This is a genomic window from Roseateles flavus (assembly GCF_039872765.1).
Classification (GTDB): domain Bacteria; phylum Pseudomonadota; class Gammaproteobacteria; order Burkholderiales; family Burkholderiaceae_C; genus Roseateles_B; species Roseateles_B flavus.
Map to the genome: position 1 here is coordinate 1 of NZ_JBDPZC010000020.1, position 22592 is coordinate 22592.

Here is a 22592-nt window from a genome sequence, read left to right on the forward strand (position 1 = left end):
TGATCACTCCTCACACCCCCGCCCAGCTGTGGATATCTCGGGCAGGGTAGGTTGAACACCTGGGTCAAATTTGGATCGGCAGGGCCCTCACGGGTGGGTCAAATTTCAGTCGGCGCCAACATGCAGTGATTCGACTGCCGCCTGTGGCGGGGCCCAGCGACTGCTTGGGTGCATCCAGCGAGAGTACGACCGTCGGCGCCCACAGACAGCATCCGCTGCAAGGCAGCCGGCCGCTTGAAGGCGACACCAGCATCTCACTCAATCCATCCCGGCAAAGCGGTCAACCGTGATTAGCGCCAGCATTCGGGCAGCAACGCTTTACAGCTCATCAGAAAATATGCTCGGTTTGATGTGATAGACCGGGGCCAAGCCAATGCCCGGCAAGCGCTGCTTGTTTGTTGTCCGGTCCTTCTCATGGATCAAGTGCCCGCGCCGCTTCAACATCGCTGCCAACGTTCCAGGATCGAAGCCCTTGGCCACCTCTTGGCGGAAGACCTCGGGCAACACCATGTATTCAACCTCTGCCGCCTGGCGCTCGCTTGACTCGGAAGAAGTGCGCCTTTCGATGTAGTCAGTTGCTGCATCAAACTTCACGGGCTTGCCGGACACATCCACCGAGCGCTTGAAACCGGCCCGATAGGGTGTATTGCCTCGGTGATCGTCCATGGCCCGGTGACTCCAGGTAAACCGAGCATCGCCGTTCGCCTCAAGCCATAGCCGCACCTGGCGCAGCATCGCCGCTTCCTCGCCGTTGTCCATGTGCCCCCGAGCACTGAGCCAGGCATTGAAGCAAGCCCGTACAGCGGCTGCCGCCTCGCCTACTTGCCAACCTGTGATGCCGGCTTGCGTGGCCAGCTCGCCCGCCACGGCCACCACAGCGAAGCGATTGCCAACGCGAAAGACTTGCTGCGCTGCCGACTCGGGCACCATGTCGCCTTTGTTCCGCTCGATCTGCGCGCCCAGCTCGGCCGGAAGTGCAGCGAAGCGCTCAGCCAGCCACTGGACCCAGGCCCGGCCCGCCGTGCCGTAATGCTGTGCCGCGCGGTGCGTGATGCCTTCGGCCAGGGCCTGTGCGGTATCGAAGCCATGCAGGCATTCCAGCCCGCCCATGCCGGCACCGGCATCCAAGGGAATATCGACAAAGCGCACCTCTTGCCCGGCCCGCATTTCCTTGCCGGCCTGGCGCATGTGGTCCGCCAAGCCCAGCTCTCCAGACGACAGGAACAGCAGGCGCCAGCTGCGGCGGCGCTTCGCCAGGCCGCCCCGAGTGGCGCGGCCCTTCTCTTGCTCGTTGGCGAGCATGTAGGCGCATTCGCCGGCTACCTTGGGATCGAGCTGGCCGAACTCATCCAGGATTAGCAGTGAGTCGCTGTGCTGCACGGCCGTCGCCTCCAAAGCGTTATCCGTGGTGCGCCAGCGCTGCATATAGCCTGGCGGGCCAAACACCGATGCGGCCACCTTCAGTGCAGTGGTCTTGCCACCGCTGGAGTCTCCTCTGAACTGAAACCCGCCACTCTCCACGCCTGCCAGGCGCAGTAGCGGCCCGGCAAAAGCACAGCACAGGGCGAATACCAAGCGCGAATTGCCTGCCGCAAGAGCCGCCACCTCGGCGCGCCAGGCCTGCAGCTCGCCGCGCTGCTTGTACTGGTCATCAATGCCGCCCTCACTCTGGAAGACATAGCGCAGGCCCTCGGCTTGGCCGATGCTTCCCGATGGCAGCACGTACACGCCCCCATGCCAGCCCACACGATCCGTGCAGATCGCCCGAGCGCGCACTCGCCGGGTGTCCACGTACCGCGCCAGCAGGTTGCGCGCCTTCGTCCCCGGCGCCATCTGCAGGCCCATGGCACGCAGATAGCCCGCCCATTCGCTGCCCTCGCCGGCCAGCATCTGCGCCGGCATGGCCCAGGTCTTGGCATTGCCGTCCGGGTCGGTGAACTCCAGCAGATAACCCCAGGCCTCGGCGCCTTCGGTGCGCGTCTTGGCGGTCACACGCAGCGGCGCACAGACCCATTCCGGCTTGCGCTCGTTGCCCTCCGCATCTCTGGCCACGAAGTACACACCTGGCGCATAGTCTGAGCCCCCGTCAGAAATGAAGAACGGGTCCGAAGGGTCGCGCTCAGGCTGCTCCGACTCTGCCGAACCAGCAGCCGGCGCGGCATATGCAACACCTGTCCCCGCCTCGACACCTGCGTCAGGATTGGGCCTAGGGTCGAGTGCGGCTGTGCTGACATCAGGCCTTACAGCGCCCGTCATCACGGCTGCAGCGGCAGCGTTGACCAAAGCCGCCACAGCAGGCAGGCCCTGTGCCGCAGCCAAGTCATTGAAGTCATTGCAGCCAGTAGCAGCGGCATCGGTGAACACCTCCCCCGCCACAGCGCCAGTGCTACGCATGGCGCGGCGCACTTGTGCTGCAGCCACGCGGCCGGGGTTCTTGCCGGTGCGCTCGGCCGTGGCGGTGTCATCGTCACCGCAGACCAGGAATGCAGCGCCAGGAAAGAGCGGCTGCAGTTCCTTGGCCACGTTGACCAGGTTGCCCGCATCGAAGCACACCGCGACTGGCAAGCCCGTCGCTGCATGCACGCTCGCGGCCGTGGCGTAGCCTTCAGCCAGGCAAAGCACCGCCGCGCACTGCGGCTGGCCAAGCCAATGCAACAAGCCGGACTTGCGGCCACCGGAGAGGAAGCGTTTTTCTCGCCATCCTCGCGCCTCTTGCTCAGCGCTTGGCTTGGCCGGCGCGATGCGCTGCACGTTGCGCAGTTCGCCGGCTGCGTTGCGCATGGGCACAAGCAAGGTGCCGTCCGCCAAGTAGCGAACACCGAACCCTTGCACGCCCTTGCGCTGCAGATAGGGGCTGGCGCCCTGCTCGCGGGCCTCAGCCCACAGCGATTGCGCATCACGGGCTGCACGCTCGGCCCGCTCGCGGTACTCGGCAGCTTCTGCGTCCCGCTGCTGCTGTTTGCGCTCAGCAAGGCGCGCCGCCTCCGCCAGCGCGGCGGGGTCAGGTGCTGCCGGTGCTGCGCCTGGTTCGGGGAAGCGGAAGCCGTGATCCTTGGCAATGCCGAACAGCGTGCCTACGGTCACGCGTCCGCCGGCCTTGATGCTGCGCCAGGTGTCCTTGGCATCGGTGGCGCTGTAGTCCCGTGCCTGCTGGCTCCAGGTGTCCCACAGCTCGAAACCTTCCGCGCCCAGCTCGGCTTTGATGGCCATGGCCAGGCGCACCCAGGTTTCGCGATCGACGTCTGGCGGCACATGATGAAGCGCCTCACGCACAAGGTCTGGCGTGATTGGGCGCTCCCGCTGCGCCGCCCCACCTGCTTTCTTGGGGCGGGCTTTGCTCATGTGTCGGTCGGCTTCCTTGCCTTGCGATTGGCACGGTCGATTTCGTCATCTGCACTCGCCGTGAGCAGTTGCAAGCTTGCGATGGCCAGCCGTTGCAAATTGCCTCTCACCACATTGGAGAAGAGCCTGGGCAAGTCTCGCCCGCCTTCGTCGGTAAAGGTGGCATCCAAGTCTTCCCGCTCCAGCATTTCCAGGATCGACGCCACACCGGCAGCAACGTCACGGGTCGAGCACACGAACTCCAGACTCCGCCCCGCATCCATCCCGCCAGGCGCGGCTCCAGGATGAATCCAACTAAATGGCTCAAACACCGGGGACGGGCTTTCAGTCGATTCCGCGTGCGGCACAGCCGCTTCCGCCATGTTGGGCTGGGTCGCGGCCTCGTCAGCGGTGCCTTGCTGCGGTGAAGTACGAGTGTTCATGCTGCCACCTCGCCCACTCGGCCAACTTCGCCTTGTGCAGACGCCTGCACCATGCGCGCGGGAATGCCAGTTGCTGCAGGCTGCCCCAATGGGCGCAGCATGTGCCGGGCGACTGGCCACTTGATCCGGCCGCGCAGCGCAGACCGGATGACAACCCCGCGAGCAACGCGGTGCAGGTAGTTGGGGATGGACTGGCCCGCAGTGCGCAGGCCAACGGCTCCAAGGCCGCTGAGGGTGGATTGGTTCATGGTCACAGGCTCCGTGATGAGCGACTGATAGCCACCTCGCCGCGTTTTGAAGCGCAGCGGGTGGGCGGGATGTTCAAAACCCGAATCACGCCGGGCGGCCGTCTTTGCAGATAGGCCCATCCCGCCCATAAACCTTGCGGAATTCGGGCGTGAAAAAGCCGCGCTGTCGGGGCGGCCTGCCGCGTGATTTGTGGTGTTTTGAAGCACCGTAGATGAATGTAGCACGGTATATCTCAGTGGAGTTTTCATGGTTGGAAGGCCGCGCCAAGAAAGGTCAACGGCAATGGCTCCCTCACACTGCACGCCTACGGAAAGGCGGCGTCAATGCTGGGGATTCGGGTATGGTCGGACGCCATTGAAGATGTCTGCCGTGTCCTGGTAGTCGAGGAACACCTTGGCCGACTGAGCCAGGCAGACCCCCGACCCAGCATCGAAGACCATCAGGCAGGCGTTGCTCGTACTCGGGCAAATAGCCAATTGCGCACGAAGCTTGCGGAGCGTCCCTTCAACCCCCTCCACCTCGAAAGCGCACTCGCTGGATTGGGGATTCCAGGTAACGGCCATTTGCTCCACCGCGCTGTAAAGCAGCGGCTGCTGCCATGCCGGCGCAAGCCTCGCGGCGGCATCAGGCTCGCCCTGTGCAACCGCTTCCTGCAGATCGATTCGCACAGGCAGGGACTTGCACGCAAAGACTGCGTCAGTCGCGTAGTGCACAAAGCAGCGCAGTGTTGTTGCGCCGGCATCAAAGCCGAGCATCACGCTAAAGGTGCTTTCACACGCCGGGCCTGCCCAGGCCTTGAACGTGACGCGTGAGGCCTGCGGATTCCAGTTCATGGCCAGGTGGCGCGCCGCGAGTGTCAAGAGGCATTGCGCATTCATTGCTCGCCTCCGGCTTGCGGCACGGTCACTGCAGAAATGCGGTCTTGCACCCACTGCAGCACACTGCTTTCCGGCCAGGCTACGCATCGCGGCGTGATCTGCACACAGTGCGGGAACTCACCGCGCTTCTGCAGGAGGTAGATCGTCGACTTCTTGAGGCCAGTTGCAGCCTCCACGCAACTCAAGCGCAGCAGGCGATCACGCTTCACCTGAGGGCGAGTTTCTGAGACAAGGTTCATTGCAGTCTGCTCGTTTCCGTCAAAGCCCAGTCGGGCGGTAACGGAAGCATCGGCAGACGCCCCCGGAACGGTCTAGCAGATTCCGGTTCCGTTCCGGTTCCGGCCTGGGATCACATGGAAGATACGGGCCTTTTCCTGCATCCGCTCCCGAGCCTGATTGCCCTCGGTAATGCGTTTCTGCAGCGTCGGGGCGGCGCCCGCCCATCCCCTGCTGGCCAGTTCAATCAAGGCTGCTTCCTTGCCAACGCCTGCTGCAATCAACGCGTCATAAGCGGAAATGAAGGCTAGGCGGATCTCATCAGTCCATCGCCGTCCCAGCACGAAGCCAGCAGGCGGAGCAACGCTCGCCAGTGCTGCAGCTTGAGCAGCCTTGCGGTCACGCGATGCAGCTTCATGCGGAAGTTTGAGATCTGCACCCCAGTCCAGCTCAGGGAACGCCGTCGCGGCGTCAGCTCGGAACACGGCCAGGCGGTCAGCGGTGCCCAGCAGTTGGTGTGCTGCATCGCCTCCGTTCCAGGCATAGCGCAACATCTCACGCGCCCCACTGACCCCAACGTAATCCTCATCCGACTGCCTGCTGGGAAAGCCGTACCAGCCATCCGCCCCGGCAATCCAGAGACGGCCCGTAGTTCTCTCAAAACGGTAGTCCTCAGTGACGCGCTGCGCATCGCCATCTTTGCGAAGGAGAAAGAGCGCGGCAGCGCTCAGCCGCCCACTTACCCTGACTGCTGCATCAGCTCGCGCACGCTGCTCTAGGTTGGCAATCATGTCCACCAGATCGCCCACGCGAACCAGGTATGAACGCTCTGCATCGTCCGCCCGCGCCCACCCCCAACGCACCGCGTCGTGTTGAATCATCACCATGCATACCCCGCATGCCCCGCGCAGCAAAGATGCGCAGCGCCACCGGGCGGGGTGTCCGGCAATCTGGCGGGGATCAGCCGCCAGACGACGCTGCGCGGGCACATCGTAGCAGCGCAGGACGCGCTGAGCGTGCAGACGCCTGCACCATTCGTCGCGTTAGGCTGGGGGCACGGGGGCGCATATAGCGCGCATTTTCCGAGAGCGTTCGCGGAGCACCAGGGTTCGGCAGATGCAATCGATGGACGGCCAGACTGCCCCCCTCCCCCCTCAAAACCTGCGCGCGCAGAAATTTGGTTAGCTGGCCGGTCCTGTATGCAGGCATGCCCAGAGATTTACACCCCCCTTCCCCGTCCACCTCACCTCATCCAGCCCCTGGACCTCGGGTCATTCCAGCTGGATACATCTGGCAGGAGGGAAGGAAGAAGTAAAGAACGAACCATCATTCGATATCCCCTGCCCCGTTCCCGTGTTCCCGCACTGTTCCCGTTCTTGTTCCCGTTCCCCACCTGACGCCAGCAATCAACGTAAATCATTGTTTTACATGGGCTTCCCCCAGCTCCCGCTGTGTCTTTTGGCTGCCCGTTCCCGTGTTCCCGGCCGTACCCAACATCCACAGCCTCTTCACGACAACTTACTCGCCTTCGCAGCGTGGCAACCCACAGCAGGCTCAGCACACCGCCCCAGCGACATCAGCGGGTGAGCTGCCCAAGCTTTGGAAAGGACTCCTTCCTGCCAACGCTGGCGCCCGCATGGCGTGCAAAGCTGCGCGAAAGGATGCCCCGGCGCCGCCGCCCCTCGCGGCCAAGAGAAAAGGGGCTTCGCAGCCCCTCCAAGTTGTCATCGCCGGCCGACTCTGAGCTGGCACGCTATGCCGCCTTGCCGGCGATCGGCACGACTTCAGCGCCTTTGCGCAAGCGGTCGAGGTAGTCGGCCCATGCCTGCATCATGGCCTTGCGCTGGTCCAGGTACTGCGTCCGGTTGTAGGCCCGACCAAGAGAGTCCGCTACCGCATGGGCCAACTGCGCCTCAATCACCTCGGGGGCAATACCCAGCCGCTCAGCAATCATGGTCCGCGCCGTGGCCCGGAAGCCGTGCGCGGTCATGTCGTCATTGCCATAGCCCAGCCGCCGCAAAGCGCTGCGCACCGTGTTCTCGCTCATGCAGCGCTGCTTGCTTGTCAGGGCTGGAAAGACATAGCGGCCCGATCCGGTGAGGGCCTGCAGATCCGTCAAGATGGCAACCGCCTGAGAAGCCAAGGGCACCAGGTGGGGCGGACCATCTGCCTTGTCAGCCTTCTTGCGCTTCATGACCTCGGCGGGCACGGTCAGCGTGGCTGACTCCAGGTCAAGCCAAGCCCATTCCATGTGCCTCAGCTCACCGGGGCGCAGCAACAGCAGAGCCGACAGACTCAGGGCGGCTCGCGTGGCGGCATTGCCCTGGTAGTCCTGCATGTCGCGCAGCAGCTTGCCGACCTGCACCGGGTCCACGATGGCCGCATGGTGACTGGTCTGCACCGGCTGCAAGGCGTCTCGCAGATCAGCGGCCGGATTGCGTGAGCAAGCGCCGATGGCAATGCCGTATCGGAAGACCTGGCCGCAGGCGTCCTTGATGCGATGTGCTGTCTCGATGGCCCCGCGCGCCTCTACCCTTCGCAGGGCCTGCAGCAACTCAGGTGCCTCGATTTCAGCAATCGGGCATCGTCCAATCCACGGGAAGGCGTCTTGCTCCAGGCGAATCCGAGTGCGCTCGGCATGGTTTGCGCTGACCTTCACCTCGTGAACCGTCTTGAGCCATTCACGGGCAACGGCCTCAAACGAGCCTTCGGGTGGCAAACCGGCGTCGGCAAGGCGCTCGGCCTGGCGCTTGCGCTTGGTTTCGGCCTTGGCCTCCTGGCGCACTGCGCTGGGGTCTTGCCCATCGGCCACCAGGCGACGGGCTTCGTCGCGCTTCACCCGAGCCTGTGCGAGCGAGGTATCGGGATACGTCCCCAGGGACAGCATGCGCTCTTTGCCAGCCAGCCAGTAACGCAGACGCCACCAGCCGGCACCAGTCGGACGCACATCGAGCACCAGACCGCCGCCGTCGCTGATCTTCCGCGGCTTGGCCTCTGTGACTGCCGTCTTAAGCGCAGCCCGAATGGCCTTGTCTGTGAGTAGATCGCTTGCCGCCATATCGCCTCCAAGCCCGGCACCGCACCGGGTAACCCTGGAATGCATGTTACCCGGCCGGCGCAAGCTACCCGGAAAGTTACCCGGTCAAATGCTGGATGTTGGCGGACTTACCCGGAAGTCGATGGACAAAGAAAAAGGCCCAAGTCGTTGATTTACTTGGGCCTTTCGGGCTTCAGCGAACTTCGCTGAACGCTGTGTTGGTGGAGCCGGCGGGAATTGAACCCGCGTCCGCAAGCCATCACCGGGCAGTTCTACATGCTTAGCTCTCTGGTTTGATTCTCACGGTGCCAACGCGCAGGAGCACGCTTTGGACGCCGCCAGCTGAATGATCTCGTCGCCTGCCGTACAGCCCAACCGGCGACCAGCCTATGTGAATGACTCCGCAGGTGTTGCCACCCCAGCCCATAGGCCAACTGTTGCGGAGCCTCGTGCTAATTAAGCAGCGAGGGCAAACTTTTCGTCGTTTGCAGGTAGTTTTTTCCAGTGGATTTACGAGCGAACTGGTGCTCGGCATGCCCTACTCCGGATCCGCACCCACGTCGAAACCAGGTCGGCCCCTTTCAGAACTTCAGATTATGCCAGTTGCAGAGACTTCAAGAGGGCATCTGGCGTCTGGACGATGAAATCGGCACCCCAGGCCTCGATGGGCTCGCCCTGCCCCAGGTAGCCCCAGGCCACGGCCACGGTGAGCATGCCGGCTGCTCGGCCGGCCACGATGTCGCGCTCGTCGTCTCCCACATAGGCGCACTGCTCGGGCGCGACGCCCAGGCGGCGTGCGGCTTCCAGCAGCGGCGCGGGATGGGGCTTGGCGTGCGGCGTGGTGTCCCCGCCGATCACGGTGCCGGCGCGGGCTGCCAGGCCCAGGCCTTCGGTCACGGGCAGGGCGAATCGCTCGGCCTTGTTGGTCACGATGCCCCAGGGCATGGCGGCCTGCTCCAGGGCGTCCAGCAAGGGATGGACCTGCTCGAAGATGGCCGTCTCCTGGAGCATGCGGGCCTCGTAGCGCGCCAGGAAATCGGTGCGCAGGGACTCGAAGTCCAGGTGCGCCGGGGTGACCTGCAGGGAGACTGCCAGCATGCCGCGCGCGCCCGAGCCCACCATGGGGCGCAGCAGCGCGTAGTCCAGGGGCGGCAGGCCGCGTGCAGCACGCAGCTCGTTGGCGGCGCCAGCGAGGTCGGGCGCGCTGTCGATCAGGGTGCCGTCGAGGTCGAACAGCACAGCGCGAAGGCCGGCCAGGCGGCTCTGCAGCGCGGCGCCCGTGTCGGGGCTCAGGCAGGTGTCCATGGGCGGGCCGCTCAAGCTGGACGACGCAGCGCGAACAGGTAGTTCACGTCGGTGTCGGTGCCCAGGCTGTAGCGCTGGGTGAAGGGGTTGTAGCTGAGGCCCTTGCTGCTGTGCAGCTCCAGGCCGGCGTCGCGCGCCATGCGGGCCAGCTCGGCCGGCTTGATGAATCGCGCGTACTCATGGGTGCCGGCCGGCAGCATCTTGAGCACGTACTCGGCGCCCACGATGGCCAGCAGAAAGCTCTTGAAGTTGCGATTCAGCGTGGACATGAAGACCCAGCCCCCCGGCTTCACCAGCGTGGCCAGGGCCTGCACCACCGAGGCCGGGTCGGGCACGTGCTCCAGCATCTCCATGCAGGTGACGGCGTCGAACTCGCCCGGGCGCTGCGCGGCCAGTTCCTCGACCGCGATCTCCTGGTAGCTCACATTGGGCGTGCCGGCCTCCATGGCGTGCAGCTGGGCCACGCGCAGGGCCTTGGTCGCGAGGTCGATGCCCAGGGCCTCGGCGCCCTTGCGGGCCAGGGAATCGGTGAGGATGCCGCCGCCGCAGCCCACGTCCAGCACCTTGAGGCCGGCCAGGGGGCAGAGGCTGTCGATCCAGCCCAGGCGCAGGGGATTGATCTGGTGCAGCGGCTTGAATTCGCTCTCGGGGTCCCACCAGCGATGGGCCAGCTCGCCGAATTTGGCCAGCTCTTGGGGGTCGGCATTGATCGTCATGGGGCGCAATGGTAAGTCAAGCACCCCTGCCCCGGCTTGATGCAGGCCCTGATGCAGCCGGGGTCAGCAGGCGCCGGCGGGCAGCGGGGTGTCATCCCAGCGCCGGCCCTCCCCCAGCCAGATCTCGTTGTGCGCGGCGCCGGCAGGGATCATGGGGAAGCAGTTCTCCTGCGCCGCCACCGCCACATCCAGGAAGAAGGGGCCGTCCGAGGCCAGGCACTCAGCCAGCGCCTCCTCCAGCTCGGCCCGCTCGCTCACGCGGCGGGCCTGCCAGCCGAAGGCCCGGGCCAGGGCCACGAAGTCCGGCAGCGCCTCGGTGTAGCTGTGGCTCAGGCGGTTGCCATGGATCAGCTGCTGCCACTGCCTCACCATGCCCATATAGCCATTGTTGGACAGCACCAACTTGACCGGCGTGCGGTGCTGCACCGCGGTGGAGAGCTCCTGGATGTTCATCAGCACCGAGGCATCGCCGCTGACGCACACCACCAGGGTCTCGGGATGCGCCACCTGCGCCCCGATGGCCGCCGGCAGTCCGAAGCCCATGGTGCCTGCGCCGCCCGAGCTGAGCCAACGCCCCGGCGCATCCGGGGCCAGGTATTGCGCGGCCCACATCTGGTGCTGGCCCACGTCCGTTGCAACGATGGGCTCGCGGCCCTGCGCCGCCGCCCGCACACGCAGCTGCCGCTGCAGCGTGCGCATCAGGGCTTGCGGCAGGATGGCGTCCTGCCTGTCCTCGAAGTCCAGGCATTGCCGGGCCTGCCAGCGGGCAATGCGGGCCCACCAGGGCGCCAGGCGCTCGCGCCGCGCCTCGGGGCTGCCCGGCTGCCGGGCCTGCCAGCCTTGCAGCAGCAGGCCCAGGCTCTCGCCGCAGTCGCCCAGCAGGGCCACGTCGGCCTTGACGACCTTGTTGAGCGAGCGCGGGTCGATGTCCAGATGCACGACTCGCGCCTGCGGGCAGAAGCCCTGCAGCCGGCCGGTGACACGGTCGTCGAAGCGGGCGCCGACGCACACCACCAGATCCGCCTCATGCATGGCCAGATTGGCTTCCAGCGTGCCGTGCATGCCCAGCATGCCCAGGCTCTGCGGATCCCGGGCCGGGAAGGCGCCCAGGCCCAGCAGGGTCAGCGTGCAGGGGGCGGCCGTGGCCCGCACCAGCGCGGCGAAGCGCTCGCAGGCCACCGGGCCGGCATTGATCAAGCCGCCACCGCCATAGAAGACCGGCCGCCGGGCCTCGAGCAGCAGCGCCAGCGCCGCGTCGACCTCGGCGGCCCCGGCCGCCACCAGCTGCTGCGCCGGCGCCTGCTCAGGCCGCCAGGGCGCGCTGCGGGCCGGGCCCTGCCAGTCTGGCAAGGGCGTCAGCTGCACATCCTTGGGCAGGTCCAGCAGCACCGGGCCGGGTCGGCCGCCCAACGCCACCTCATGGGCCTTGACCACGGCAGCACTGACGGCCGCGGCGCTGCGGATCTGGTGGTTCCATTTGGTGACCGAGCGGGAGATGCCCAGGGCATCGCACTCCTGGAAGGCATCGGTGCCGATGGCCGTGGTGGCGACCTGGCCGCTGATGCACAGCACCGGAATGGAGTCGCACAGCGCGTCCAGCAGACCTGTCGTGGTGTTGCTCATGCCCGGGCCCGACGTCACGAAGACCACCCCCACCCGACCCGTCGTGCGCGCATAGCCCTCGGCGGCGTGCACGGCAGCCTGCTCATGGCGCACCAGCACATGGCGCAGGCGCGGCTGGGCATGCAGGGCGTCGTACAACGGCAGGACGGCGCCGCCAGGGTAGCCAAAGACGGTGTCCACGCCCAGGCTCAGCAAGGTCTCGATGAGGGCCGCAGCGCCATTGAAGGCGGGCGCCGGGGCAGGTGATGCAGCAGGCAGGAGGCAGGCGGAGGCGAGCGGAGCATTCATGGGTTCAGTGTCCCTGAGGCCGATCAGAAATACTTCCTGATTTTTCTCCTGCAAAGGCTATATTCAGAAAATCTTCCTGCACATCAAAAGATTCACAGAATGAAGCTGGATAAATTTGACCTCGCCATCCTGTCCGAGCTTCAGAAGGACGCCCGCAAGAGCCTGCAGGACATCAGCCAGGCTGTGGGGCTCAGCACCTCACCGTGCTGGACCCGCATCAAGCGCATGGAGGAGGCCGGCGTGATCGAGGGCTATGCCGTGCGGGTGAACCCGGCCGCTGTTGGACTGGGGGACACGGTCATCGTGCATGTGACCCTGGACAGCCACTCGGACGAAGCCCTCTTCGAGTTCGGCCGGGCCCTGGAGCAGATTCCCGAGGTGCTGGAGGCCTTCCTGGTTTCGGGGGACTATGACTACTACGTGCGCATCGCCGTCGCCGACACCCGGGACTACGAGCGACTGCTGCGCGAGCGGCTCTACAAGATCCCCGGCATCCGCCACAGCAAGTCCAGCTTCGTGCTGCGCCAGCTGAAGCAGAGCCAGCTGCCACTGCAGCGCTGAGCCGGCAGGAGCTCTAATGCAAAAACCGCCGGTCCCCGAGGCCGGGGCGGCGGTTTTCACGGGCAGGCGCAGGGGCTGCGCCGACGGCCGGATTCAGTGCATGGCCTTGCCGTGCTTGTGGCTGGCCTTCACCTTGGCCGGCGAGGTGGCCTTGTGCTGTTTGCCGGCGGCCTTCTTGCCGGACTTCTTGGTGGCCTTCTTGCCTGCGGTGGCCGACTTCTTGTGGGCCTTCTTGGCCTTCACAGTGGGCTGCTGCACGGCGGCCTGCTGCAGGGGCTGGGCAGCCACGGCGGGAGCCACGGCTGGCTGCGGCGTGACCAGGGGAGCCGCGGGCTGCACGGTGCCCTGGGCTTGCTGGGCGAGGGCTGGCAGTGCCAGCAGGCTGGCAAGGCTGAGGGTCAGGATGCGTTTCATGTGCGGAATTCCAATCAAGGGACTGCTGCGAAGTCTAAGCGCTGCTCTTCACTCGAACACGCCCTGGCGCAGCCATTTTGTTGCCACCCATTTCTCCCCTTCCAGCACCGGCGAACCGCCGTGCAGGGTGAGGGTCGAAGGATCCGGCTGGCCATAGCTGAAGAACACGGCATTGCCCTTCACCGGCGCCACTTCCAGGCGGCTGTCGGGGAAGATGGTGCCACCGCCGCGGCGCGGCGTATTGAGATACATCACGAGCGTGCCCACGCGCTGCCCGCCGCGCTGCAGGATGGACGGCGTGCTGGCGTGGTAGGGGTCGAAGTAGTCGTAGTGCGGCAGGTACTCGGCGCCCGGCTTGTAGCGCAGCACTTGCAGACCCTCGCCGTTCTGCACCGGCCAGTTCAGCAAGGCCGCGATGCGGGCCTCGATGCGCGCGCACAGCTCGTTCTCGCCACGCTCGAAGAACATGCCGTCGCTGGTGCGGGCGGTATTGACCTCGCTGCCGTCGACCTTCACGGCCACGGTCTCCGAGCGGCTCAGGCGGTCGCGGCTGAACCCCACCAGGGCGTCGCACTCCTCGTGCGAAAGCAGCTCGCCAAAGAGTACGACGCGGGGGTGGGCCAGGGTCAGCAGCACCTTGACGTCACGGTCCAGGGCGCGGATCACCGTGGGCTGCCCCGTCAGGTCCGGCTCCGGCAGCGAATCGGTGAAGGGCTTGCCGGCGCGCCGGGCTTCGTCCTTCTGATGAGCTTGGGAGACCTGCGCGAATGCCGTCTTCGCCACGGTCTCGTCCCAGCCGCTCTGCACCATGGCCTGCAGGATCTTGTCGCCAGACACGCCGGCGCTGATCTGCTCGATGATCCAGCGACACAACTCGGGAGATGCAGCCTGCCCCATCGTCCTCTCCTTGCTCTCCTTGATTCAGCGCTTGCGGCGGAACACCAGGCGCTCCGGCGTGGAGGCCTCGGCCGCGAAGGCGTAGTCGTCCACGGCAAAGTCCTTCAGCCCCTCGGGGCGGTCCACGCCCTGCTCGATGCAGTAGCGGGCCATCAGGCCGCGCGCTCGCTTGGCAAAGAAGCTGATGATCTTGTAGCCGCTGCCTTTCCAGTCCTCGAACTGGCAGTCGATGACACGCGGATGCAGCACCTTGCGGTCCGCGGCCTTGAAGTATTCCTGCGAAGCCAGGTTGATGATCACCGGCACATGCGAGGCGGCGGCCCGGGCATTGAGATGCTCGGCAATGCGGTCGCCCCAGAAGCCGTAGAGATTGCGCCCCCGCGGCGTGGCCAGCGAGGTCCCCATCTCCAGGCGGTAGGGCTGCATGCGGTCAAGGGGCCGCAGCACGCCATAGAGGCCCGAGAGGATCAGCACATGGTCCTGCGCCCAGCGCAGCTGCTTCAGGCTGAGGCCTTTCGCGTCCAGCCCGTCGTAGACGTCACCGTTGAAGGCCAGCACCGCGGGCTTGCTGTTCTCGGGCGTGAAGCGCGGCGCCCAGGCCTGGTAGCGCGCCACGTTGAGGGCAGCCAGCGCATCCGAGAGGTCCATCAGCCGCGCGATGTCGGCCGTCGTGAGCCGGCGCAGCACCTCGATCAGCTCGATGGACTCGGGGATGAACTGCGGCTCGGTGGCCAGGGCCTCGACGGCCGGCGAGACCGGGCTGTCGTAGTCCAGGGATTTCGCGGGCGAAAGCAGGAACAGCATGGATCGGGGAAGGCTCGTGCGAGCTGTGGCGGCAGGCGGGGTCAGGTGATGCCCCCATTGTGTCGCAGTACCAATGACAAGGCCCGCTGCAGGGCACAGCGGGCCTGGAGTGATGCCGGGCAGCGCCCGCGCCGCTTACTTGGCCAGCAGGGCGTTGACGGCAGCCAGGTCCTCGGGACGCAGTTGGCCCGAAGCCTGACGCAGCTTGAGGCTGTTGAGCACCACGTCGTAGCGGGCCTTGGCCAGGTCGCGCTGGGTGGAGAAGAGCTGGGTCTGGGCGTTCAGCACGTCCAGGTTGACCCGCACGCCCAGCTTGTAGCCCAGCTGGGTGGCTTCCAGGGCCAGCTTGGTGGAGGCTTCGGCGGCCTCGTAGGCCTTGACCTGGGCGCGCAGGGACTGCACGCCGAAGAAGGCGCGCTTGGTGGCTTCGGAGATGCTGCGGCGGGCGAAGTCGAGGTCGTTGCGCGACTTCTCTTCCAGCTTCAGCGTTTCCTTGATGCGGTTGTCGTTGTAGCCGCCCGTGTACAGCGGGATGTTGAGCTCCAGGCCCACCTTGGCCTGGCGCGTGGTGCCGGGGATCTGCACGTCGCCGCGGTTGTTGACCACGCCCAGCGAGCCGTTGGCGTCCACCGTCGGGCCGTTGGCGGCCTTGGCCTTTTCGGTCTCCAGGCGCGCGACTTCCAGGCCCAGCTGGGCCTTGCGGATGACCGGGTGCTGCTCGGACTGGCTCACCCAGGTCTCGACCTGGTCGGAGGCCAGGGCCGGCAGGGCCACGGGCTGGGCCAGGGGCTTGGGATCGACGCCCACGCGGCCGACGATCTGGTCCAGCGTGACCTGCTTGACGCGCAGGTCGTTGTCGGCGGCCAGTTCCTGGGCGGTGGCCAAGTCATAGCGGGCCTGGGCTTCGCGGGTGTCGGTGATGGTAGCGGTGCCCACCTCGAAATTGCGCTTGGCGGAGGCCAGCTGCTCGGCCACGGCCTTCTTGTTGCCCTGGGCGGTGGCCAGGGTGTCGCGGGCATTGAGCACGTCGAAGTAGGCCTGGGCCACGCGGACGATCAGGTCCTGCTCGGCCGATTCCAGGTCGGCGCGGGCCACGCCCAGGCCGCGCTGGGCCTGTTCGATGGTGACGGCATTGCCGCGGTTGTAGACCGAGTACTTGGCGCTGAGGCCCAGCTGCGTGGCCGTGGAGTTCATGGTGGCCGAGGGCACCGTCACCGGGCCGGCGGCGCTCATCGCGCCATAGCTGGGCGTGTGGGTCTGGGTCTTGTAGACGCTGGTGCCGGCGCCGAGCGTGGGACGCGCCAGGGCATCCGCCTGCCCCGCCTTGAACTCGGCCGACTCAGCCTGCGCCCGCGCGGCCAGGTAGCTGGCGTCATAGGCACGGGCTGCGTCATAGAGCTCCTGCAGGCTCTGGGCCTGCACCGTCGACACCCCACCGAACAACAGGCCTAGGGTGGCGGCCAGGACACTGGCCCGCGGACGCAAAGAGGAAGAGAGTCGATCAGCAGCCATGAAGCTTCCTTGCAGCAATGGTTTTGATGGTTGTTCGGTTGGCAATCAGTATCGAGGCAGCGAGGGGTCCACCTGAAGGGACCAGGCATCGATGCCGCCGGCGAGGTTATAGACGGAATCGAAGCCTCGGGCCGAAAGAAATGCGACGACCTGCAGACTTCGCACCCCGTGATGGCAATAACAGACGACGGCCCGTGAGGCCTCCAGCTCGCCCAGGCGGGCCGGCACGTCGTTCATGGGGATGTGCAGCCAGTCCGTTCCCTCGTGGCGCAGGGCCACCTGCGCCACCTCCCAGTCCTCGCGGACGTCCAGCAGCAGGGGGCGCCCCTCGGGCGCCACCTCGGCCAGCCAGGCCTGGAATTCGGTGGGGGGCAGCTGCCAGGCCATGCCGCTCAGAAGGTGAAGGCCGGACGCGAATCGAAGCCCGGCAGGCGCTGGGCGACGGTGTCGAAGAGCTCGGTGGTCTGGAATTCCTTCTCGCCCACGCGGCGCACCTGCACGGCGCGCATCATGGGCTCGTCACCGACGATGCCCAGCAGGCGACCGCCCACCTTGAGCTGGTCCAGCAGGACTTGCGGCAGCTCGGCCACGGAGCCTGCCAGCACGATGACGTCGAATGGAGCCTCGCCCGGCGCCCCCTGGCGACCGTCGGCCTCGCGCACCTGCACATTGGACAGGCCGGCGCGGCGCAGCTTCTCCGCGGCTGCCTTGGCCAGGGCGGGATCCGCCTCCAGGCTCACCACGGACTGGGCCTTGTGCCCGATCATGGCGGTCAGATAGCCGATGCCGGTGCCGATCTCCAGGACCTTCTCTCCACGCTGCACCTGCATTTCCTGCAGAAGGCGGGCCTCCACGCGGGGCGCCAGGGCACGGCGAGTGCCGACCAGCGGCAGCTCGGTGTCGGTGAAGGCCAGGGTGCGCAGCTCGGCCGGCACGAAGTCTTCGCGCCGGACGCTGCTCAGCAGGGCCAGGACGCTCGCGTCCAGCACATCCCAGGGGCGGATCTGCTGTTCGATCATGTTGAAGCGGGCTTGTTCGAAATTCATGGCAATGCTCGGCGTTTCATCTGGAAGGGGCGCCGGGGCTTCCGGCGCAACCCGGGCATTCTATTTCCCGGACGAGGGGGCGGCCCCGGGGGCTGAGGCGGCAGCACCACGCCAGCGACGCCGCGCCCATTGCGCCAGGTCATCCAGCAGGCAATAGACCACCGGCACCACCACCAGGGTCAGCAGCGAGGAGGTGATCACGCCCCCGATCACCGCCTGGCCCATGGGCGCACGCTGCTCCGAGCCCTCGGACATGGCAAAGGCCAGCGGCACCATGCCGAAGACCATGGCCAGGGTGGTCATCAGGATGGGCCGCAGCCGCACGCGGGCCGCATGCAGCAGGGCCTGCTCCCGCGTCATGGGCTCTGCATCGACCCCATGCGCATGCACCCCCTCGCGGGAGCGGATGGCGAAGTCGATCAGCAGGATGGCGTTCTTGGTCACCAGGCCCATGAGCATCACGATGCCGATCACGGAGAACATGTTCAGCGTGGAGTTGAAGCTGATCAGGGCCACGGCCACGCCGATCAGCGTCAGGGGCAGCGAGGTCATCAGCGCCAGGGGCTGCAGGAAGCTCTTGAACTGGCTGGCCAGGATCATGTAGATGAACACGATGGCCAGGGCCAGGGCGCCGACGGCGTACTGGAAGGACTCGGTCATGTTCTTCGTCGAGCCGCCAAAGCTGTAGCGGTAGCCCGGCGGCATGGGCGTGGCCTGCAGGATCTTCTGGATGTCGGCCGAGATCTCGCCGGCGCTTCGGCCCAGGGCATTGGCGTCGATGTTGATCTCGCGGTTCATGTCGCGCCGGTTGATCTGGTTGGCGCCGAAGGACTCGCTCAGTTGCGCGACCTGGCCCAGGCGCACCACGCGGCTGCCGCCGTCCGCGGCCGCGGCGATGGTGAGCGGCATGGCGGCGAGCTGCTCCATGTTGTCGCGCAGGACCAGGGGCAGGCGCACGACGACGTCGTAGTTCTCGCCGTCCGGCGCGCGCCAGTTGCCCACCGTGGTGCCGGCCAGCAGGGTGCGCAGGCTGGTGGCCACAGCGTTGACGTTGAGGCCTGCGTCGGCCAGGGCCTCGCGCTTGAGCTCCACCGAGGCCGTGGGCTTGTTGGCCTTGAGCGTGCTGTCCAGGTCCACCAGGCCGGGGATCTTGCGCATCTGGGCCATCACGCCGTTGGCGATGCGCTCCAGCTCCTTGAGGTCCGGCCCCTGCAGCGAGAACTGCAGGCTCTTGCTGCCGCCGAGATCGGTCTGGCCGATGTTGGTGACGGTGATGCCCGGGATCTGGTCCAGCTTCTGGCGCAGGGGCGTGGCCATCTCCACCACGCTGCGCTGGCGGTCCTTGCGGTCGACCAGGCGCACATAGGTAGCGCCGTAGTTCTTGCCCGCCGCGAAGCCGCTGTTGATGGTGGTGACGGTGTACTGCACTTCCGGCAGGCTGCGCAGGGCCTCGTCGACCTGGCGCGCACGGGCCTCGGTCAGCTCCAGCGAGGAGCCCACGGGTGTGTAGAAGTTGACCTGCGTTTCCGAGAGGTCGGCCTTGGGCACGAACTCCTTGCCCATCACGCCGAAGAGCGTGCAGCCGCCCAGGAAGCAGGCCAGCGCCAGGGCCAGGGTCTTGCCCTTGTGCTGCAGGGCCCAGCCGAGGATGGTCTGGTAGCCATCGGACAGCCGCTCGGTGAAGCGGTCGAAGGCGCCGGTGACGCGACCCAGGGTCTTGTCGTAGAGGGTCTTCGGCCCGCCCTGCCCTGCCCCATGGCCATGGATGGCCGGGTCGTGCCAGACGCTGGACAGCATGGGGTCCAGCGTGAAGCTGACGAACATGGAGATCAGCACCGCCGCGACGATGGTGATGCCGAACTCGTGGAAGAACTTGCCCACGATGCCACCCATGAAGCCGATGGGCAGGAATACGGCCACGATGGAGAAGGTGGTGGCCAGCACGGCCAGACCGATCTCGGCCGTGCCGTCCAGCGCGGCCTGGCGCGGGTTCACGCCCATGGCCACGTGGCGCACGATGTTCTCCCGCACCACGATGGCATCGTCGATCAGCAGGCCCACGCACAGGCTCAGCGCCATCATGGTGATGGTGTTGATCGTGAAGCCGAAGGCATACATGAACAGGAAGGTGCCGATCAGCGCGATGGGCAGCGTCAGGCCGGTGATGACGGTGGAGCGCCAGGAATTCAGGAACAGGAAGACGATCAGCACCGTCAGGGCCGCGCCCTCGATCAGGGTGCGCTTGACGTTGGCCACCGAGACGCGGATGCCGCGCGAGTTGTCGCGGTTGACCTCCAGGCGCACGCCGGGCGGTGTGAGCTTGCGGGCCTCCTTGAGCGCTTCCATGAGGCCGTCGACCACGGCAATGGTGTTCTCGCCCTGGCTCTTCTGCACCGAGAGCAGCACCGTGCGCTGCCCGTTGTAGAGCGCCAGGCTGTCCAGCTCCTGCGGGCCATCGACCACGCGGGCGACCTGGGCCAGCTTGATCGGCGAGCCGTTCTTGCGCGCCACCACGATGGACTCGAAGTCCTCCGGCCGCTTCATGCGGGCATTGACCTGCACCACGCGCTCCTGCTCGGCCGAGCGCAGGGCGCCCATGGGCAGCTCCTGGTTCTCGCTCTTCACGGCGGCCAGGACCTGGTCCACGCCCACGCCCAGGGACTCCATGGCCGCGGGCTGCAGTTCCACGCGCACTTGGCGCTGCAGACCGCCCACCACGGCCACCGAGCCCACACCGCGCACGTTCTCCAGCTTCTTCTGCAGCACCTGGGTAGCCCAGGTGGTGAGCGCCTGCGGGCTCTGGCGGCCGTCGTCGGACAGCAGGGCCACGTTGAAGATGGGCACGGACTGCGGGTCGAAACGCGAGATGCGCGGCTCCTTGACCTCCTCGCGCAGGCTGGGGCGGATCAGGGCGACCTTCTCGCGCACGTCATCGGCGGCCTTGCGGCCATCGACGTCCAGGTTGAACTCCACGATGACCACCGAGGTGCCCTCGTAGGAGCGCGAGTACAGCGAGTTGATGCCCGCCACCGTGTTGACGGCCTCCTCCACCTTCTTGGTCACCTCGGCCTCGACGATCTCGGGCGAGGCGCCCGGATAGTCCATGCTGATCACCACGGTGGGGAAGTCGACGTTGGGGAACTGGTCGACCGAGAGGCGCTGGTAGCTGAACAGACCCAGCACGACGAAGGCCAGCATGACCATGGTGGCCATGACCGGGTTGTGAATGGAGACGCGGGTGAACCACATGGGGTGCTCCCGTGTTCAGCGCGAGGCCGCCGAAGCGGGGGCCAGGGTGGGGGCCGGGGTGGGGGCCGATGCCGGCGCAGCGCCCGGCAGCACCAGGCGCGTGCCCGCCGCCACCGTGCCCGCCGTGCCGGACAGCAGGCGATCTCCGGCCTGCACGCCCGACTTCAGCTCCACGGCGGCCCGCAGGCGCCCCTCGCGCAAGACCTGACCCTGCACGCCCAGGGCCACCGTCTGCCACTGCGCTTCGGGGCCTTCCTTGCCCGGCACGATCTTGATCACGTAGGGCTCGCTGCGGTCCACCCGCACGGCACTGAGCGGCAGGCTGAGCGCCTCGCGCTCGTCCATCAGCACGCTGCCGCGGGCGAACAGACCGGCGCGCAGGCCGGGCTGCGAGGCGGGCAGGCGCAGATAGGCCAGCACCGCGCGCGAGCCGCTCTGGGCGGCCGGATTGATGCGCTGGACCTGGGCCATCACCGGCTCGGCCAGGCCGTCGACCGTCAGCTGCGCCTGCTGGCCCACGGCCAGGCCGGCGGCCTTGTCCGAGGGGATGGCCGCCTCCAGCTCCAGCTGGCGCAGGTCCACGATCTCCAGGATGCGGCCGTCCAGGGCCACGCGCTCGCCCGGCTGGGCCAGGCGCTGCGAGACCTGCCCGCTGATGGGGGCGATCAGACGGGTGTCGGCCAGCGCCTTGCGGGCCAGGTCCACGGCGGCGGCGGCGGCCTGCCAGTTGGCGGCGGCCGAGGCCTCGGTGGAGACGGCGCTCTCCAGCGCCGTCGAGGAGACGAAGCCCTGGCTCACCAGGCCTCGGCTGTTCTCGAGGTTGCGGCGGGCGATGTCGAGTTGGGCGCGGGCGGCGGCAGCGGTCTGCTCGGCCTGGCGCAGCCGCATCTCGAATTCGCTCGGGTCCAGCTGGCCCAGCAGCTGGCCGGCCTTGACGGCATCCCCCTCACGCACCGTCAGCGACTTGAGCTCCGCGGCCACCTTGGCCTTCACCACGGCGGAGTCTACCGCCCGCAGGCCGCCGGACACATCCACCGAACGCGCCAGCCGGCCGGACTGCACCTGCAGCACATCGGACTCGGCCAGACGCAGCTGGGGCGTGGCGGTCGTGGCCACGGGCACTGCCGCCTGGCGGGCCGCCCGTGCGCGGTAGACGCCGGCGGCGATCAGCACGCCCAGCACCAGCAGCAGCCAGATCGACCAGTGCAGGCGCCCCCGCTGGAAGCGCTGCGGGCGAGAACAGTTCAGGCGGGACTGGGGCATGGCACTCGGGGCGTGATGAGGTGGATCGGAAGGGGGATGTCGGGCCGCTCAGCCTGCGGCAGGCCGTGGACACAAGCCATGCAGCAGCAGGTCGATTTCCAAGGCCAGCACGTCGGCCGGGTTCTCGCAGGGGAGGTGCGCGCAGGCGCCGAAGGAATGCTGGAACAGCACGAGGTGCAGCATGGGCCCGATCAGGACCTGCACTGTCATCATCGGGGACACCGGGCGGAACTCGCCGCGGTCGATGCCGCGCTGGATCACCTGGGCCAGCAGGGCCTGGGTGGGCGCGATCACTTCCTCGTGGAAGAAGCTGGCCAGCTCCGGGAAGTTGCGCGCCTCGGCCATCATGATCTTGGTGATGCCGCCGGCGGGGCTCAGGCCCACCTCGGTCCACCACAGGTGCATCACGCGGTGCAGCAGCTCGGTCGTGGCGCCTTCGTACTGTGAGATCAGCACACTGGCCTCGGCAATGCGCGAGGACAGGCTCTCCCGCACCATGGCCTTGAACAGCTCTTCCTTGGACGGGTAGTAGAGGTACAGCGTGCCCTTGGACACCCCGGCCCGCTGCGCGACCTCCTCGGAGCGGGTGGCGGCGAAGCCCTTCTCGACGAACAGCTCCAGTGCCGCGGCCAGCAGCTCCTGCGGGCGCGCCTCCTTGCGCCGCTGGCGCGGGGCGGGCGCCTTGCGGGCCGGGGCGCCCGGGGCGGGCAGCTCGGCAGGCGGTGCAACGGAGGGGGCGTTCTTGCGTGGGCTCATGGTGTACTGACTGA

Annotated in this window: 20 protein-coding genes and 1 other RNA gene; 1 reads left to right on the top strand and 20 read right to left on the bottom strand. The window is 66.9% G+C overall.

Annotated elements, in window-relative coordinates:
* Positions 1-318 precede the first annotated feature (318 nt).
* The 11 genes from ABDJ40_RS23795 to ilvB form a co-directional block, all read right to left on the bottom strand.
* A complete protein-coding gene (locus ABDJ40_RS23795; RefSeq protein WP_347613495.1) occupies positions 319-3342 on the bottom strand; it encodes a DUF927 domain-containing protein in 3024 nt (1007 codons plus the stop codon).
* Positions 3339-3764, bottom strand: a complete 426-nt coding sequence (locus tag ABDJ40_RS23800; protein ID WP_347613496.1) for a hypothetical protein — start codon at positions 3762-3764, stop codon at positions 3339-3341. Before ABDJ40_RS23800 ends, ABDJ40_RS23795 begins: the two co-directional genes overlap by 4 nt.
* A complete protein-coding gene (locus tag ABDJ40_RS23805; RefSeq protein ID WP_347613498.1) occupies positions 3761-4012 on the bottom strand; it encodes a hypothetical protein in 252 nt (83 codons plus the stop codon). Before ABDJ40_RS23805 ends, ABDJ40_RS23800 begins: the two co-directional genes overlap by 4 nt.
* Before the next feature lie 321 nt (positions 4013-4333).
* Entirely contained in the window at positions 4334-4891 is a 558-nt protein-coding gene (locus ABDJ40_RS23810; protein WP_347613500.1) for a hypothetical protein, read from the bottom strand.
* On the bottom strand, positions 4888-5130 hold the full coding sequence (locus ABDJ40_RS23815; RefSeq protein WP_347613503.1) for a helix-turn-helix transcriptional regulator: 243 nt from the start codon (positions 5128-5130) through the stop codon (positions 4888-4890). Before ABDJ40_RS23815 ends, ABDJ40_RS23810 begins: the two co-directional genes overlap by 4 nt.
* Before the next feature lie 72 nt (positions 5131-5202).
* Positions 5203-5994, bottom strand: coding sequence for a hypothetical protein (locus ABDJ40_RS23820; RefSeq protein WP_347613504.1), 792 nt, complete (start codon positions 5992-5994; stop codon positions 5203-5205).
* An 866-nt stretch (positions 5995-6860) separates the two neighbouring features.
* On the bottom strand, positions 6861-8165 hold the full coding sequence (locus ABDJ40_RS23825; protein WP_347613506.1) for a tyrosine-type recombinase/integrase: 1305 nt from the start codon (positions 8163-8165) through the stop codon (positions 6861-6863).
* 198 nt (positions 8166-8363) lie between these two features.
* Positions 8364-8723: a transfer-messenger RNA gene (gene ssrA / locus ABDJ40_RS23830) on the bottom strand.
* Between the two features lie 15 nt (positions 8724-8738).
* A complete protein-coding gene (gene gph, locus ABDJ40_RS23835; protein ID WP_347613508.1) occupies positions 8739-9449 on the bottom strand; it encodes a phosphoglycolate phosphatase in 711 nt (236 codons plus the stop codon).
* A gap of 11 nt (positions 9450-9460) precedes the next feature.
* On the bottom strand, positions 9461-10165 hold the full coding sequence (gene ubiG, locus ABDJ40_RS23840) for a bifunctional 2-polyprenyl-6-hydroxyphenol methylase/3-demethylubiquinol 3-O-methyltransferase UbiG (RefSeq protein WP_347613509.1): 705 nt from the start codon (positions 10163-10165) through the stop codon (positions 9461-9463).
* Positions 10166-10228: 63 nt separating this feature from the next.
* Positions 10229-12076 (bottom strand): biosynthetic-type acetolactate synthase large subunit, encoded by a 1848-nt coding sequence (gene ilvB, locus ABDJ40_RS23845; protein ID WP_347613511.1) that lies wholly within the window; start codon positions 12074-12076, stop codon positions 10229-10231.
* Between the two features lie 99 nt (positions 12077-12175).
* Here ilvB and ABDJ40_RS23850 point away from each other — a divergent pair, with 99 nt between their 5' ends.
* On the top strand, positions 12176-12637 hold the full coding sequence (locus tag ABDJ40_RS23850; RefSeq protein ID WP_183104471.1) for an Lrp/AsnC family transcriptional regulator: 462 nt from the start codon (positions 12176-12178) through the stop codon (positions 12635-12637).
* Between the two features lie 93 nt (positions 12638-12730).
* Here ABDJ40_RS23850 and ABDJ40_RS23855 read toward each other — a convergent pair whose 3' ends face one another.
* The 9 genes from ABDJ40_RS23855 to ABDJ40_RS23895 form a co-directional block, all read right to left on the bottom strand.
* A complete protein-coding gene (locus ABDJ40_RS23855; protein ID WP_347613514.1) occupies positions 12731-13051 on the bottom strand; it encodes a hypothetical protein in 321 nt (106 codons plus the stop codon).
* A gap of 48 nt (positions 13052-13099) precedes the next feature.
* The gene (locus tag ABDJ40_RS23860; protein WP_347613515.1) at positions 13100-13948 is read right to left on the bottom strand and encodes a 2OG-Fe(II) oxygenase; all 849 of its coding nucleotides are present in this window, start codon (positions 13946-13948) and stop codon (positions 13100-13102) included.
* Positions 13949-13972: 24 nt separating this feature from the next.
* Positions 13973-14752 (bottom strand): peroxide stress protein YaaA, encoded by a 780-nt coding sequence (gene yaaA / locus ABDJ40_RS23865; protein ID WP_347613517.1) that lies wholly within the window; start codon positions 14750-14752, stop codon positions 13973-13975.
* A 135-nt stretch (positions 14753-14887) separates the two neighbouring features.
* Complete coding sequence (locus tag ABDJ40_RS23870) at positions 14888-16264, bottom strand: TolC family outer membrane protein (RefSeq protein ID WP_269633910.1); 1377 nt, start codon at positions 16262-16264, stop codon at positions 14888-14890.
* Positions 16265-16309: 45 nt separating this feature from the next.
* Positions 16310-16651 (bottom strand): rhodanese-like domain-containing protein, encoded by a 342-nt coding sequence (locus tag ABDJ40_RS23875; RefSeq protein WP_347613518.1) that lies wholly within the window; start codon positions 16649-16651, stop codon positions 16310-16312.
* Between the two features lie 5 nt (positions 16652-16656).
* Positions 16657-17310, bottom strand: coding sequence for a protein-L-isoaspartate O-methyltransferase family protein (locus ABDJ40_RS23880; RefSeq protein WP_347613520.1), 654 nt, complete (start codon positions 17308-17310; stop codon positions 16657-16659).
* Positions 17311-17370: 60 nt separating this feature from the next.
* Positions 17371-20559, bottom strand: a complete 3189-nt coding sequence (locus tag ABDJ40_RS23885) for an efflux RND transporter permease subunit (RefSeq protein ID WP_347613521.1) — start codon at positions 20557-20559, stop codon at positions 17371-17373.
* Positions 20560-20574: 15 nt separating this feature from the next.
* Positions 20575-21822, bottom strand: coding sequence for an efflux RND transporter periplasmic adaptor subunit (locus tag ABDJ40_RS23890; RefSeq protein ID WP_347613523.1), 1248 nt, complete (start codon positions 21820-21822; stop codon positions 20575-20577).
* Positions 21823-21870: 48 nt separating this feature from the next.
* The gene (locus ABDJ40_RS23895) at positions 21871-22578 is read right to left on the bottom strand and encodes a TetR/AcrR family transcriptional regulator (protein ID WP_347613524.1); all 708 of its coding nucleotides are present in this window, start codon (positions 22576-22578) and stop codon (positions 21871-21873) included.
* Positions 22579-22592: the final 14 nt, after the last annotated feature.